This window comes from Pseudoalteromonas sp. Xi13, from assembly GCF_003952205.1.
GTDB classification, from domain to species: Bacteria; Pseudomonadota; Gammaproteobacteria; order Enterobacterales; family Alteromonadaceae; genus Pseudoalteromonas; species Pseudoalteromonas atlantica.
Window position 1 is genome coordinate 3,055,136 of sequence record NZ_CP034439.1, and the last position, 15,004, is coordinate 3,070,139.

General features: G+C 43.6%; 12 protein-coding genes and 1 pseudogene. All 13 read right to left on the reverse strand.

The annotated features are described in order from the left end of the window. Nucleotides 1-18: 18 nt before the first annotated feature. The 13 genes and pseudogenes from ftsA to rsmH all read right to left on the reverse strand — a co-directional run bounded on the left by ftsA (nt 19) and on the right by rsmH (nt 14,990). A complete protein-coding gene (ftsA, locus tag EJ103_RS13710) occupies nt 19-1,251 on the reverse strand; it encodes a cell division protein FtsA (protein WP_004589420.1) in 1,233 nt (410 codons plus the stop codon). Next, nucleotides 1,248-2,033: a cell division protein FtsQ/DivIB gene (locus EJ103_RS13715; protein ID WP_126008177.1), complete on the reverse strand. Its 786-nt coding sequence runs from the start codon at nt 2,031-2,033 to the stop codon at nt 1,248-1,250. The genes ftsA and EJ103_RS13715 overlap by 4 nt, the downstream gene beginning before the upstream one ends. A 1-nt stretch (nt 2,034) precedes the next feature. Continuing rightward, nucleotides 2,035-2,955: a D-alanine--D-alanine ligase gene (locus EJ103_RS13720; RefSeq protein WP_126008179.1), complete on the reverse strand. Its 921-nt coding sequence runs from the start codon at nt 2,953-2,955 to the stop codon at nt 2,035-2,037. Continuing rightward, nucleotides 2,952-4,403, reverse strand: coding sequence for a UDP-N-acetylmuramate--L-alanine ligase (gene murC / locus EJ103_RS13725; RefSeq protein ID WP_004589417.1), 1,452 nt, complete (start codon nt 4,401-4,403; stop codon nt 2,952-2,954). The genes EJ103_RS13720 and murC overlap by 4 nt, the downstream gene beginning before the upstream one ends. Then, nucleotides 4,404-5,480, reverse strand: coding sequence for an undecaprenyldiphospho-muramoylpentapeptide beta-N-acetylglucosaminyltransferase (murG, locus tag EJ103_RS13730; RefSeq protein WP_126008181.1), 1,077 nt, complete (start codon nt 5,478-5,480; stop codon nt 4,404-4,406). It abuts the gene before it with no gap. Continuing rightward, entirely contained in the window at nt 5,477-6,652 is a 1,176-nt protein-coding gene (gene ftsW / locus EJ103_RS13735; protein WP_004589415.1) for a cell division protein FtsW, read from the reverse strand. Before ftsW ends, murG begins: the two co-directional genes overlap by 4 nt. Continuing rightward, nucleotides 6,649-7,983, reverse strand: a complete 1,335-nt coding sequence (gene murD / locus EJ103_RS13740) for a UDP-N-acetylmuramoyl-L-alanine--D-glutamate ligase (RefSeq protein WP_126008182.1) — start codon at nt 7,981-7,983, stop codon at nt 6,649-6,651. The genes ftsW and murD overlap by 4 nt, the downstream gene beginning before the upstream one ends. After that, the gene (gene mraY, locus EJ103_RS13745; protein ID WP_126008184.1) at nt 7,984-9,066 is read right to left on the reverse strand and encodes a phospho-N-acetylmuramoyl-pentapeptide-transferase; all 1,083 of its coding nucleotides are present in this window, start codon (nt 9,064-9,066) and stop codon (nt 7,984-7,986) included. Continuing rightward, nucleotides 9,066-10,448, reverse strand: coding sequence for a UDP-N-acetylmuramoyl-tripeptide--D-alanyl-D-alanine ligase (gene murF / locus EJ103_RS13750; protein ID WP_126008186.1), 1,383 nt, complete (start codon nt 10,446-10,448; stop codon nt 9,066-9,068). Before murF ends, mraY begins: the two co-directional genes overlap by 1 nt. Continuing rightward, nucleotides 10,445-11,923: a UDP-N-acetylmuramoyl-L-alanyl-D-glutamate--2,6-diaminopimelate ligase gene (murE, locus tag EJ103_RS13755; RefSeq protein ID WP_126008188.1), complete on the reverse strand. Its 1,479-nt coding sequence runs from the start codon at nt 11,921-11,923 to the stop codon at nt 10,445-10,447. The genes murF and murE overlap by 4 nt, the downstream gene beginning before the upstream one ends. After that, nucleotides 11,916-13,732, reverse strand: a pseudogene (locus tag EJ103_RS13760) (penicillin-binding transpeptidase domain-containing protein). Before EJ103_RS13760 ends, murE begins: the two are co-directional and overlap by 8 nt. Further along, nucleotides 13,729-14,055, reverse strand: coding sequence for a cell division protein FtsL (ftsL, locus tag EJ103_RS13765; protein WP_024033306.1), 327 nt, complete (start codon nt 14,053-14,055; stop codon nt 13,729-13,731). The pseudogene EJ103_RS13760 and the gene ftsL overlap by 4 nt, the downstream one beginning before the upstream one ends. Further along, the gene (gene rsmH, locus EJ103_RS13770; protein ID WP_004589408.1) at nt 14,052-14,990 is read right to left on the reverse strand and encodes a 16S rRNA (cytosine(1402)-N(4))-methyltransferase RsmH; all 939 of its coding nucleotides are present in this window, start codon (nt 14,988-14,990) and stop codon (nt 14,052-14,054) included. The genes ftsL and rsmH overlap by 4 nt, the downstream gene beginning before the upstream one ends. Nucleotides 14,991-15,004: the final 14 nt, after the last annotated feature.

Here is a 15,004-nt window from a genome sequence, read left to right on the forward strand (position 1 = left end):
CTCTCCGACTTGAGTACTTTAAAACTCGCCTTGGAACCATTTAGTAATGCGGTTCCACCAATTATTATTATCCTCTGCTTTCGACTTTTGTGCATTCATCGATTGCATAGTGCGCCCGTATTGTAACAAACCTACAGCGGTTGCGTACGAAGGATCGTCTACGTAGTCTGTCAAACCAACTATCCCGATTGGTTTGCCTATTCTCACTGGCATTTGGAAAATGTCTTCAGCCACTTCCATTGCGCCAGTCATTTTAGCAGTCCCGCCTGTAATAACGAGGCCTGCCGCAATTTGGTCTTCTAAACCTGAGCGACGAATTTCTTCCATTGCTAATTCAAATAATTCTCTAAAACGAGGCTCTACCACTTCAGATAAAGTATGGCGCGACATTAATCGTGCTGGTCGCCCGCCTACACTTGGTACTTCTATGGTGTCTTCGTTACTGGCCATTTGGCTACTTGCACATGCATATTGTACTTTGAGTGACTCAGCATGTGATATAGGTGTACGAAATATTTTTGCAATATCACCGGTTACTTGATTACCCGCCACTGGGATAACCGAAGAATGACGTAATGCCCCATTAATATAAATAGTGATATCCATTGTACCACCACCAATATCAAGTACCGCTACGCCAAGCTCTTTTTCGTCATCGGTTAAAACCGAGTAACACGATGCGAGTGCGGTAAATATAAGCTGATCAACCTCTAAACCACAGCGCTCAACACATTTTTCAATGTTTTTAGCCATGTCGTTTGAGCAGGTAATAATGTGTGCACGTGCTTCCATACGTACACCGCTCATCCCAAGGGGATTTTTAATGCCCTCTTGCATATCAATGCTGTATTCTTGCGGTAATGCATGCAGCATTTTACGCTCGGCCGAAATAGGCACAGAGCGCGCTATATGAATTACATTTTCAATGTCTTCATCGGTTACTTCTGTATTATTAATAGCAACCACGCCGCTTTCGTTTTGACATTGTATGTGCTTGCCAGAAATCCCTAAGTACACTGAGCTAATACGACAATCAGCCATTAACTCGGCTTCATCTATTGCTCGGCGAATCGACTCAGACACTAAGTTTAAATCGTTAACGCCGCCTTTATCCATACCATGAGATACTTGGCTGCCCACACCAACAATGCTGAGCTTGTTATCTGCGGTGATTTCACCTACCGTGGCCACCACTTTTGAGGTACCAACGTCTAATCCAATCACTAGGTTTCTTTCTGCTGACTTAGTCATGCCTTACTCTTATTTTGTAATTGCTGTTCTTGCACAGGCTTATAGCTAACTGCAAGGCCGGTATCATAGCGTAAATCTATTGCATCTATTTGTGCATCTGCACGCTTTTCCATGCGCGGGTACACATCTATAAACCGCTGTACTCGCTTTGCTTTGTCTTTGCGCCCTAAATTTAAGCGCACACCATTATCTAACCATAACTGCCACGAAAAACGCTCCGAAAGGGCTAAGCTTTTTAACGTTAATGCATTTACCTTTAGCATTTCGTCAAATTGCTTAAAGGCAATCCACGCTTCTTTTTCGCTGCCTTCTGGGCCGTAAAGTTGCGGTAAATCATTGGCGAGTTTATCGCTACTTGCTTCAAAGGCATCGCCACTTTGGTTTAGCAGTAAATCGCTATTCCAATGGGCTACGGCTTCGTGTTCAACTACGTACACTTGTATTGTATCGGGCCATTGCTTGCGTACCGATACGGTTGCAACCCAAGGTAAATCTTTTACCAGTTGCTGTACGCGTTTTACATCTAGCTCAAAAAAACTGCTTAAATCGGCCTGTTTTATTGCTTTTATTATGGCCTTTTCGTCAGTGTATTTGGGCTTTCCTAGCACTGTTAAGTGCTTTATTTGTGCATCTTTGTTCTCTACTAGCCAATCAGATACACCGGTAGTTATTTGCACGAGCCCAATCACTACCACCAGAAAAAAGCTCACACCAAAAATTAGCGACCAATTAAAGTTAAGTTGCTGTTTTAACTGTTGAGCTTTTTCTAAAAGGGGATGCATATTAAAGCGTTTGCCCCAAAATGCGAACAACTAATTGCTCAAATGTTGCCCCGTTTGCTTTTGCCGCCATGGGCACCAGCGATTTTTCGGTCATGCCAGGGACTGTATTTACTTCTAATAAATAAAAATTCCCCTGCTCATCTTGCATGGCATCTACACGGCCCCAGCCGCTTGCCCCCACTAAATCAAACGCCTCTAACGAGATAGCCTGTAAGTGCTGTGTATCTTGCGCCGATAAATCTGCAGGGCAATGATACTGTGTTGTATTTGATTGATACTTAGCTTGGTAATCGTAAAAACCATTTGGAGTCGTCATTTCAATCACAGGCTGTACTTCATCGCCTAATACAGTCACGGTAAATTCGCGTCCGGTTATCCACTGCTCTACTAACACTTGGCTATCAAACTTAAAAGCGTGTGTAAGGGCATCTTCAAGCTCTTGAGCGGTACTTGCTTGCGCCATACCTATGCTTGAGCCTTCGTGCGATGGCTTAACCATTACTTTTTTAAACTCATCCATAATAGCTTTTGCATCAAAGCCTTTTTTAGCATCAACAACTGCATAAGGCGCTGTGCTTAGTCCTGCAGATTTAAATAAATGCTTACAACGTACTTTATCCATTGCCAAGGCTGAGCCTAATACAGTGCTGCCCGTGTATGGCAAGTTCATAAATTCAAGTGCGCCTTGCACTGTACCGTCTTCGCCACCACGGCCATGCAAAGCAATAAAAACACGATCTACCTTTAATTCTTTTAGCTCCCACAAAGAGCGATTTTGCGGGTCAAAAGCAATGGCATCAACGCCGGCATTTTGTAGTGCATTAAGCACCGCTTGCCCTGAACGTAGTGACACTTCGCGCTCTGCTGAGTTACCCCCAAGCAGTACTGCTACTTTACCAAATTGCGCGTTTTCTTGCGTCATACTTCACCTTGCTTTAATTTTTCCACCGACATACCTGTTGCCGCTAATGTTTTAACCAATTGTCCTATATTACCAGCGCCTTGCGTTAAAACTAAGTCGTTATTTTGTAAGTTATCTGCCAGCACACCAGCAAGCTCTGCGCTCGTTGCTACATGTAAAGGCTCTTTTCCGCGCTGACGTAAGCTGCGGCACAGGCTTTTACTGTCGGCGCCAACAATAGGCTCTTCGCCGGCACTGTACACATCAAGTAATAAAAGTTGATCTACATCTGCTAATACTTTTACAAAGTCTTCGTATAAATCGCGTGTACGGGTAAACCTGTGCGGTTGATAAACCATAACTAAACGCTTTTCTGGCCAGCCTTCGCGTACCGCTGCAATGGTGGCAGCAACTTCTGATGGGTGATGTCCGTAATCATCCACCAGCATGACATTGCCGCGCTCATTTTCAAAATTGCCATAATGCTGGAAGCGTCGTCCTATGCCTTCAAATTTTTGCAGCGCCTCTAAAATTGCGTGGTTAGCAATGTTTTGATCTTTAGCCACTGCAATTGCCGCCGTGGCATTAAGTGCGTTGTGCTTACCTGGCATATTAAGCGTTGCACTTAAGCTTTCACCGCTTTTATGTGTCACTGTAAAAGTACAAGTACTTGCTGATTGGCTAAAATCGCTCATGCGGTAGTCAGCATCTTTTGACTCGCCATACGTGATCACAGGGCGACCAAAACGCGGGATCAGCTCACTTGCTACTTGCGAGTCTATGCACACTACGGCTAAGCCATAAAATGGCAGGTTATGAATAAAGTCCACATAAGTGTCTTTCATTTTCTCAAGACTGCCGCCATAGGTTTCCATGTGATCTTCTTCAATATTGGTAATCACCGATACCATAGGCTGTAAATGCAAAAACGATGCATCGCTTTCATCTGCCTCAGCAATTAAAAAGTCGCTCTTGCCCACTTTTGCGTTACTGCCCGCGCTATTTAATAAGCCGCCAATGATAAAAGTAGGATCAAGCCCTGCCTGAGCATAAATGCTGGCAATTAAACTGGTTGTTGTGGTTTTACCATGTGTGCCCGCAATGGCAATGCCATGGCGAAAACGCATTAATTCGGCAAGCATTTCTGCACGGCGAACTACCGGTATACGCGCTGCTTTTGCAGCAATAATCTCAGGGTTTGTTTCATCAATAGCACTTGAAACAACAACTACGTTGGCATCTTTTACGTTGTTTTCGTGATGGCCTATAAATACTTCTGCACCGGCTTTAATTAAGCGTTCGGTCATTGCGCTGTGCGCTATATCTGAGCCTGTAATGCGATAGCCTTCAAAAGCCAGTACTTCAGCAATGCCGCCCATACCCGCACCACCAATACCAATAAAATGGATGGTTTCTATTCGACGCATAGCAGGTCGAGTTTGTTGTTCTTGTATTGACTTATCTTTCACTTATTTTCTCTTATTTGTTACTTGCTCACAGTGCGAGGCAACGCTTGCTGTGGCATCTAAAATGGCTTGCTGCTTAGCATTGCTGGCCATTTGTTTAATTAATATAGGCTTTGCCAAATACGGGTTTAATAGCTCGACTATTGAATCTTTATTAAACTGCGGCTGAGGCATTAAAAGCGCGCCATTTGCGGTTACTAAATATTTTGCGTTGGCGGTTTGATGATCGTCTACCGCATGTGGAAACGGCACAAATACAGCCATTTTACCCGCGGCGGCAATTTCACTAACAGTCAGTGCACCAGCACGGCAAATAACAATATCGGCCCACGCATAGGCGGCGTCCATATCATCTATAAATTCAGCAACTTTTAGGTCTTCATCTGCAATGTTGTTTTTCGCATACGCGCTTTTCACACCCTCAATATGGCCTTTACCTGTTTGGTGCCACACTTTAATTGGCGCTGTTTTAGCAAGTAAATTAAACGCCTCTGGCAATATTTGGTTAAGCACTTGTGCGCCTAGCGAGCCACCCACCACTAAAATATTAATAGGGCTTGAAACATCACGTTTAGCTACATTAGCAACGCTTGCACGTACTGGGTTACCGACTAATTCGGCTTGCCCTGGTGCAAAGGCGCTTGGAAACGCAGCAAGTACTCTGTTAGCAAATTTTGCCAACCACTTGTTGCTCATTCCTGCTACTGCATTTTGCTCATGAATCACCAGTGGAATGCCTAAACTTTTAGCGGCAATGCCGGTTGGCCCGGTTACATAGCCACCCATAGCAAGCACTACATCTGGTTGCTGAGATTTCAATACCTTACGCGCCTGCAATATTGCATTAAGTACCATGAATGGGGCTTTAATAAGACGCTTTAAGCCATTACCGCGTACGCCCTTTACATTAATAAAATCAATCTCAATGTTATGCTTTGGTACAACATCCGCTTCCATTCTGTCTGGCGTGCCTATCCAGCTTACTTGCCAGCCTTGCTCTTTTAAATAATCGGCTACAGCAATACCTGGGAATATATGCCCACCTGTACCACCGGCCACAACTACTAATTTTTTACTCATCGCTTACCTCCGCGTGAGGTGGCTTGTTTGGTTGCCATTTTGGTTTCAAAATCAACACGCAATAAAATACCGGTGGCAATCGTCATTATTAATAAACTTGAACCACCATACGAAATAAACGGCAAGGTTAACCCTTTAGTCGGTAATAACCCTGCGCTGGCGCCTACATTAACCATGGTTTGAAACGCAAACCAAATGCCAATAGCAAACGCAAAATAGCCTTCGTATTCTTTGCCACATTTTAAAGCTTGTTGGCCTATTAAAAGCGCCCTAAATACAAACACAGCCAACACACATAAAATACTTGCTACACCTACTAGGCCTAGCTCTTCACCTATAACGGCAAAAATAAAATCGTTATGTGCCTCGGGTAAATACTGTAACTTTTGCACGCTGTTACCTAACCCTTGGCCAAACCAGCCACCTTGGCTGTAGGCCATAAGCGACTGCACTAACTGATACCCTTTACCAAATGGGTCTTCCCAAGGGTCTAAAAAGCCCACCACGCGCGCCATTCTGTATGGCTCTACAATAATCAGTAATACAACAAGCCCTACGCCCGTTAAAATAAGTACAAAAAACTGCCATAACTTTGCGCCGGCCAAAAATAACAGCCCCACAGTTGTTACAAACATAACTACCACAGTTCCTAAATCGGGCTGTAGTAAAATAAGTAAGGCATATACCGCAAATACAGCGATAGGCTTAGCAAAGCCTTTAATATTTTCTTGTACTTCTTCGCGCTTTCTTACTAAGTAGCCTGCTATATAACTAAAAAAGTATAATTTAGCGGCCTCGGCCACCTGAAAACCAACCGGCCCAATGGGTATCCAACGCTTAGCGCCGTTGACTTCGCGGCCTATTATTAACACAGCAATAAGTAGCACCATACCAAGCAGCAACAAATACGGGTTTGAGCGTTTCCACCAATCCATAGGCACGCTGGCGGCAATCCAAAATAAAACAAATGCCATCGCTAAAAACATGCTGTGGCGAATAGTAATATGGTATGAGTTATCAAACAGCCTTTCGGCTGTGGGCATTGAGGCGCTGGTCACCATTATAAAACCCACCCCTATAAGCATTAACATGCAATAAAGCAGGGGCACATCGTAAAGCTGTGCTGAGGGTTTTGGGGTGAGTGTTTCTTTTAAATCGGCAAAGGCAATCATAATTGCCCTTCCATTACACATTGCACAAAGTCATCACCGCGTTGCATGTAGTTGTTATACATATCAATGCTGGCACAGGCAGGCGCAAGTAATACAATGTCACCGCGCTTGCTAAGTACTTTAGCGAGCGATACCGCCTCTTGCATTGTGTTTACCAAGTGCGATTTACTCGTTAAAGCAGCAAGCTCTGCTGCATCTTTACCAAAGCATACAAGCGCTTTTACATGACTTTTTATATACGGCTTTAACGCACTTAAATCAGCACCTTTAGCATCACCACCGGCTATTACAATCAGGTTTTCGTGATCTGAGGCCAAACTATCTATTGCCGCTATAGTGGCGCCAACATTGGTGGCTTTAGAGTCGTTAAAGTATTGAACACCATATTGCTCATCAACAAACTGGCAACGGTGCGCTAAACCATTAAATTGACAAAGCGCCGCTGCGTACTGTTCTTTACTAATATCAAACGGGCTTAATAACGCCATAACCGCAAGTGTATTTAAGTAATTGTGCTTACCAACGACCGCAAGCGTGCTAACAGGTAAGTACGCCTCGCCTTTTACTATAAAGTGCAGCTCATTATTGCGCTCAGCTAAGTGGTAATCACCGTGGTCGGTGCCAAAGCTCATTTGCGGCGCTAAAGCGCGACTAATAGGCTTAGTTTGAATATCATCTGCGTTGATTACTAAAAGCTCAGCATTGTTATAAATACTTAATTTAGAGTCGATATAGGCTTGGTAGCTGTCGTAACGATCTAAATGATCTTCAGATATATTTAATACCGCTGCGCTTATTGGTTTTAAGCTTGAGCAGGTATCCAGCTGAAAACTCGAAAGCTCCAGCACATACACATCAAAATCATCACTTAGTAAATCCAATACCGCAGTGCCAATATTGCCACCTAATGCCACCTTATAACCTGCTGCTTTTAATACCTCGTAGGCTAAGGTAACAACGGTTGATTTACCATTAGAGCCTGTAACAGCAACAACCGGTTTTGTATTTATACGAGCAAACAGCTCTACATCACCAATTACTTCAATGCCTGACTCTATTGCTTGAGCAATTGCGGGAATTTTTAAGCTAAGCCCGGGGCTTATGATGATCATATCGGTTTTACAAAGCGCGGCGCTAGCTAAATCACCAAAATGCGTATTAAGCTCAGGAGCATGCTCGCTTAGCCAATCCATACCTGGTGGCGCAACACGGCTATCAACGACTTTTGGTGCAAAACCATGAGATAATAAAAAACGCACAATGCCCAGACCGGTTACACCGAGTCCGAGCACTGTTATATGTTTGTTTTTTATCTCGTTTAAATACTGCATTTATCGAATCTTTAATGTCGCAAGGCCAGCAAGTACTAGCACAATTGAAATTATCCAAAAGCGCACAATAACACGTGGCTCTGGCCAACCTTTTAGCTCGTAATGATGATGAATCGGCGCCATTCTAAAAATGCGCTGTCCGCGTAATTTGTATGAGCCCACTTGTAAAATTACCGATAAAGCTTCCATTACAAACACGCCGCCCATAATAATAAGCAGTAGCTCTTGGCGTACTAAAATAGCAATAATGCCCAGCGCGCCGCCAAGTGCCAGCGACCCTACATCTCCCATAAACACCTGTGCTGGGTATGTGTTAAACCATAAAAAGCCTAACCCAGCGCCAACAATAGCGGTACACACAACCACCAGCTCACTAGCAAGCGGTAAATGCGGGATATGTAAGTAAGCCGAAAAGTTAATATTACCGGTTAAATAAGCAATTATCGCCAGTGCAGCAGCCACTAAAATAGTCGGCACAATCGCCAGGCCATCTAAGCCATCAGTCAGGTTTACCGCGTTTGAAGTACCCACTAATGCAAAGTAAATAATTACAATGTAAAACAAGCCTAGTTGTGGCAATACATCTTTAAAAAATGGCACCACGAGTGAGGTTTCTGACGCTTGTGTACTCGTTGCATACAGTGCAGTTGCCACCACTAGAGCAATAACCGATTGCCAAAAATACTTCCATTTAGCAATTAGCCCTTTAGGGTCTTTACGTATTACTTTGCGGTAGTCATCTATAAAGCCCACTAAACCTAATGAGCCAATTACAAATAAGGTTGCCCATACGTATTTGTTTGATAAATCAGCCCATAATAAGGTGCTGGTAAATATAGCGCCTAAAATAAGTAAGCCTCCCATAGTAGGAGTGCCTTTTTTAGATAAGTGAGATTCTGGGCCATCATCTCGCACTACTTGGCCAATTTGCATTTTTTGTAACGAACGAATGAGCTTAGGGCCAAAATAAAGCGACATCATTAACGCTGTTAATATGCCTAAAATGGCACGTAAGGTTAAATACGAAAAAACATTAAAGCCACTGTAATATTGGGTTAAATACTCTGCCAGCCAAACTAACATTATGATACTCCATTGATGGCTTGTTGCTGGCCATTTACTAAATCGGTTACTAATAATTCCATGCGAGAACTGCGCGATCCTTTCACCACAAGCGTGGTTTTATTGTTTGTGTTATTAAGACTGGTTTGAATTTGCTTGAGCATCTCTTCGCGGTTAGAAAAATGGCGGTTTGGCTTATCAAATACATCGCTTGCGTATTTACTTAACACACCCAGCGTATACAGCTCATCAATGCCTTGTTGTTTGGCGTATTCGCCTACTTCTTGATGATAAGTTCTGGCTTGTTCACCAAGCTCTCCCATATCGCCCAGTGCTAAAATACGGTGCCCTTGAATATCACTTAATAAATCAATTGCAGCTTTTACTGACTTAACATTTGCATTGTAGGTATCATCAATAACGGTCAGTGAATCAGTTACTTTTATTAAATTTACGCGCCCCTTCACATCGCCCATGGTGGCAAGTGCGGTGGCTATCTCTTCAAGTGATACATCAAACTCGCTGGTTAAAGCCGCAGCAATAAGCGCATTGCTCACGTTGTGCTTACCAGGAAGAGCAAGCGTTACAGGTACTTTTTTATCTTGTGTACACAATAAAAAGCTTGCGCGAGCATTTTCGTCTAGGCTGATATTTTCTGCCCAAATATCAAGTTTTTCAGTACTTGAAAAACACTTAACAGTGCGCCCTTTTAATTTATCAAGCCAGTATTGGCTAAATTCGCTATCGCAGTTAACAATGGCAACGCCATCGTCTTTTAGGCCATCAAAAATTTCACCTTTTGCCTTAGCAACCCCCATTAGGCTACCAAAGCCTTCTAAATGCGCAGCGGCCACATTGCACACCACAGCTACATCGGGTTTTGCCATGGCGGTAGTGTAAGCAATTTCGCCTAAATGATTAGCGCCAAGCTCTATAACAGCAAAACGGTGCTGCGGCTCTAAACGTAATAGCGTAAGTGGTACGCCAATATCGTTATTAAAATTACCTTTTGTAGCAAGCACATCTCCGTGCACCGATAAAATAGCGGCGCACATTTCTTTTACCGTTGTTTTACCCACGCTGCCCGTAATGGCAATGGTTTTAGGGTTAACCTGTGCCATAACTGCCGCACCTATATTACCTAATGCAATACGGGTATCGCTAACAACAAACTGCACAATATCTACATCTACTTTATGCTGAACAATAACGCCAATAGCGCCTTTTTGTTTAGCATCAGCAATAAATTTATGGCCATCAAAATTAGGCCCTTTTAAAGCTAAAAACACCTCACCGTCGCAAATGCTGCGGGTATCGGTATTAATATTTACTACATTGAGATTATCACCTAGATAATCGGTTGCTAGCACATTTGCCAGCCAATCAAAGTCCATTGGGATCATTGAGTTATCCCTCTTACTGCTTTTTTTAGTTGTTCTTTTACATAACTGCGATCGCAAAAGTTGATACGTTGATCACCAATAATTTGGTAATCCTCGTGGCCTTTGCCGGCAATTAAAATAACGTCATCCGCATTTGCATTTTCTATTGCATAGCGAATGGCTTTTGCTCTGTCAGCCTCTAAATGGGCTTTTTCAGGCTGCGATAAACCCGCTGCCACATCTGCTAAAATAGCATCTGGGTTTTCTGAACGCGGATTGTCGCTGGTAACAATAACCTTATCTGCATTTTGCTCTGCCGCTTGCGCCATTAAGGCACGCTTACCTTTATCTCTGTCGCCGCCACAACCAAAAACACAACTAACCCCACCAGGCACATGCTTTTGCAATGCTTGTAAAGCCAGAGCAAGTGCATCAGGCGTATGGGCGTAATCAACAACGCACGTGGGTAAATTAACTTCGCTAAACGCTTGCATACGCCCAGCAACGGGGTGCAAATGCGCGCATCCGGCAGCTAACTGCTCAAGCGGATAACCTAGCCCCAACAATGTTGCCAGTGCCGCAGTTAAATTATATAAGTTAAACTCACCAAATAGAGGCGATGTTACGCTAATATCACCCCAACTTGTGCTCAATTGCGCCGAAATGCCATTTTTAGAATACTCAACATCAGAAAAATACACATACTGTGCATTTTTAGGTGCTAAATTTTTACGGCCATAACAAATAAGATTATTAAAACTGTATTTTTCAAGCCATTGCTCTGCTTGCCCATCGTCTTGATTTAGCACCACTAGCTGTGGGTCAAAATCGCGAAACAGCATAAGCTTAGCGTCGCCATAACTTGCCATATCGCCATGGTAATCAAGGTGATCGCGCGATAAATTAGTAAATACCGCCGCTTTAAATTGGCATTGTGCCACACGCTGTTGCACTAACCCGTGCGATGAAACCTCCATCGCCACAAGCTTTTTATGCTGCTGTTTTAAGTCATGCAATATGTGCTGCAAGTCAACAGCCGAAGGCGTGGTATTAATAAGTGGCGTAAGTGTATCGGGGTGGCCATAGCCTAATGTGCCTATAATGGCCGAAGGGGTACTACAAAACTGCGCTAAATGCGCCATCATAGCCGTTGTTGTAGATTTACCATTAGTGCCCGTTACACCAATTAAATCGAGAGATTGGCTTGGGTTTTCATAAAATTGACTCGCTAGCTCTGGGAGTTTTTTATCAAGCTCAGTTACTAAATACAGTGGCTCAAAAGTGACATCAAATTCGCACAGTCTATCGGCAATAATGGCTGTAGCGCCGTTTTCAATTGCTTTGGCAATAAACTGTCCGCCATCAAGCGTATGGCCTTTTATAGCCACAAATACATCGCCTGGCGTTACATCACGGCTATCAAGGCGTAAATCTTTAACTAGCTGCGAAGGTGCATCTATCTCGATGTATTTTAAAATAGCCTTTAAATCACGCATCGTTATCTTTACCTTTTACGTAAGCCACTTCTTCCTTATCAGGGGCTACGTTTAATATTCTTAATGCGTTAGAGACGATTTCTGCAAATGCAGGGCCTGCGGTGGCACCTCCATAGTACACATCGCCACCGGGCTCATTTATCATCACTACCACAGCCAAGCGTGGATTACTTGCCGGTGCTACACCTGCAAAATAACCTACGTATTCATCACCGTAACCACCAGCAACCGCCTTTTTAGAAGTACCGGTTTTGCCTGCCGCGCGATAGCCATCTACTTTTATGTTTCGGGCTGTACCGTCTTTTTCAAACACGCTTTCCATCATGTGAACAACGGCTTCTACGTCTTTTTGTTTAAAAATACGCTCGCCTTCTGGCACACCGTCTTGCTTTAAAATCGTTAACGGACGATTAATCCCACCGGCGCCTAACATGGTGTAAAAACGGGCCATTTGCGCCGTACTTACCGAAATAGCATAACCAAACGATAACGTGGCAATTTCAAAGTCAGACCAGCGGCGGTTTGGATAAAATAAACCACTACTTTCGCCGACCATGCCTGTGCCGGTATCGCTACCAAAGCCCACTTTTTGATATAAGCCAACTAAGTAATCTTTAGGTACTTGCTGCGTTACCTTCGCCACGCCCATGTTTGATGAATACTTTAAAATTTCGCGAAGCGTCATTTCACCGTGGTTACGGGTATCTTTTACTAAACTGCCGCCTAAACGCATCCAACCTGGGTAGGTATCAATGGTGTCGTCGGCTTTAATTGCGCCGTAGTCTAGCCCAGCTAAAATGGCTAGTGGCTTAACGGTTGAGCCTGGTTCAAACAAATCGGTAATTGCGCGGTTACGGCGTTTATGTGGTTGTGCATCGTTCAAATTATTTGGATTAAATGATGGGCTATTTACCATAGCCAAAACTTCACCGGTTTTAACATCAACTACCATGGCCGACCCCGATGTCGCTTTATACGTGAGTACAGCAGATTTTACTGCCTTATAAGCAATTGCTTGAATACGTTGATCAATACTCAGCTGAATATTTTCAGGCTCTACACGCTCACGCTCATCTAATACCTCAACTTCGCGGCCTTGGGCATCTTTACGAATAGTGCGACGGCCTTCTTCGCCTGTTAAGGCATTTTCGTAGAGTTTTTCAATGCCTTCTATGCCTTTTCCATCAATGTTTGTAAAACCAATAATGTGGGCCGTTACCTCTCCTGCAGGGTAATAACGTTTAGACTCATCTAACAAATGAATACCAGGTAAGCGTAATTGGCTAATGTAGTTGGCAACCGCCGGTGTAACTTGGCGCTTTAAATACACAAAACGACGGGTGGGATCATTTAATAAACGCGAATTTATTTTTTAGGATCGATACGTAATACATCTGCCAGCTCACGCCAACGCAGATCATTTTCATAATAAACAGAGGTACGCTTATCAAGCTCAGCGGCATTTTCTGCAAGCGTTTTATGATCTTCACCGTTTTTACGTGCTTGTTTTATAACTTTGGCAACAAGTGACTTATGTAATGCTTTAGGATCGGCATACACACTGACTACAGGCACACTTACAGCAAGCTCTTTGCCTTGACGATCGAAGATCATACCGCGTTGTACATGTAGTTTTTCTACACGAACGGTGCGTTTATCGCTTTCTGAACGGGCTTTATCTGGCTCAATAACTTGTAAATAGGCAGCACGCGACACCAGTGTTACAAACACTAAAAACACCACAGTGCACACCAACATAAAGCGCCATGTGATTAAGTTATTGACCTGTTTTTTGCCGCGATTTCTCATTGTATTATTATTACCTGTTCATCCTGACTGGTAGGGCGCTTCATTTGAAGCTGTGTGGTAGCAACCTCCTCAATGCGCGCATGCTGCGAATAAAACTCTTCTTCTACAAGTAAATAACGCCATTCAAGGTCGAGCTCATCTCGCTCTTGTAGCAGCGTATCTTGCTTAATTAGCTGCGCGCGAGCCGAGTGCGTAACCTGCACTACTGCAAAGCTTGAAGCGAATATCACAACCAACAAGGCCGAGGTTAGCTTGTTAGCTCCTAGGCCTTTTAATATTTCTAAAAATAAATTGGGTTGGCGATGATTCGCTTTAGTGTTCATCCAAGCCTCTGTGCAATCCTAAGTACTGAGCTGCGAGAGCGTGGATTACGCTCAATTTCTTCAGCACTTGGTTTAATAGCTTTACCCACTGCTTTTAACGTCAGGTTTTTATTTATTTGTGCGTCGGTTAAAGGCAGACCTCTGGGTATCGCTTCTCCCTTACTCTGTTTTCTAATAAATTGCTTCACAATTCTGTCTTCAAGTGAATGAAACGAAATAACCACTAAACGTCCACCTGGCTTTAATACTTTTACAGCAGCTTGCAGTGCGGTTTGAATTTCTTCCAGTTCACTGTTTATGTAAATTCTGATTGCCTGAAATGTACGTGTGGCTGGGTGTTTAAATTTATCTTTAACAGGCACCGCTTCATCGACTAAATCGGCAAGTTGCTTGGTTGTGGTAATTGGCGTGTGCTCTCTTACCTCAAGTACTTTGTGGGCAATACGCTTACCAAATTTTTCTTCACCGTAGGTTTTAATTACATGGGTAATGTCTTCAAGCTCAGCTTCGGCTAGCCACTGCGCTGCACTGCGCCCACTTGTTGGGTCCATGCGCATATCAAGGGGGCCGTCCTTCATAAAGCTAAAGCCACGCTCTGCGTCATCAAGCTGGGGTGAGGACACGCCAATATCTAATAAAATGCCATCAACTTTACCTAACAGATCGTTTTGCTCTGCAACATCGTATAAGTTAGAAAAGCGGGTGTGAGCTATAGCAAATCGTGCGTCATCGGCAAATTTTTCAGCCGACTTTATTGCTTGTGGGTCTTGATCAATGGCCTGTAAACGCCCTTGCTCACCAAGTCGAGCAAGTATTTGACCTGAGTGTCCGCCACGTCCAAAAGTACCATCCATGTATATGCCGTCTGGCTTAATTGCAAGAGCATCGATGGTTTCGTCCATTAATACGGATACGTGTTCAAATTGCGCAGTCATTAGCTTGTGTTTGC

Bases quoted from the DNA above. Each gene is read 5' to 3' on its own strand.
- ftsL (WP_024033306.1), bottom strand. From the start codon at position 14,055: ATGAACACTAAAGCGAATCATCGCCAACCCAATTTATTTTTAGAAATA.
- mraY (WP_126008184.1), bottom strand. From the start codon at position 9,066: ATGTTAGTTTGGCTGGCAGAGTATTTAACCCAATATTACAGTGGCTTT.
- ftsW (WP_004589415.1), bottom strand. From the start codon at position 6,652: ATGATTGCCTTTGCCGATTTAAAAGAAACACTCACCCCAAAACCCTCA.
- murF (WP_126008186.1), bottom strand. From the start codon at position 10,448: ATGATCCCAATGGACTTTGATTGGCTGGCAAATGTGCTAGCAACCGAT.
- rsmH (WP_004589408.1), bottom strand. From the start codon at position 14,990: ATGACTGCGCAATTTGAACACGTATCCGTATTAATGGACGAAACCATC.
- murG (WP_126008181.1), bottom strand. From the start codon at position 5,480: ATGAGTAAAAAATTAGTAGTTGTGGCCGGTGGTACAGGTGGGCATATA.
- murD (WP_126008182.1), bottom strand. From the start codon at position 7,983: ATGCAGTATTTAAACGAGATAAAAAACAAACATATAACAGTGCTCGGA.
- EJ103_RS13720 (WP_126008179.1), bottom strand. From the start codon at position 2,955: ATGACGCAAGAAAACGCGCAATTTGGTAAAGTAGCAGTACTGCTTGGG.
- murE (WP_126008188.1), bottom strand. From the start codon at position 11,923: ATGCGTGATTTAAAGGCTATTTTAAAATACATCGAGATAGATGCACCT.
- EJ103_RS13715 (WP_126008177.1), bottom strand. From the start codon at position 2,033: ATGCATCCCCTTTTAGAAAAAGCTCAACAGTTAAAACAGCAACTTAAC.
- ftsA (WP_004589420.1), bottom strand. From the start codon at position 1,251: ATGACTAAGTCAGCAGAAAGAAACCTAGTGATTGGATTAGACGTTGGT.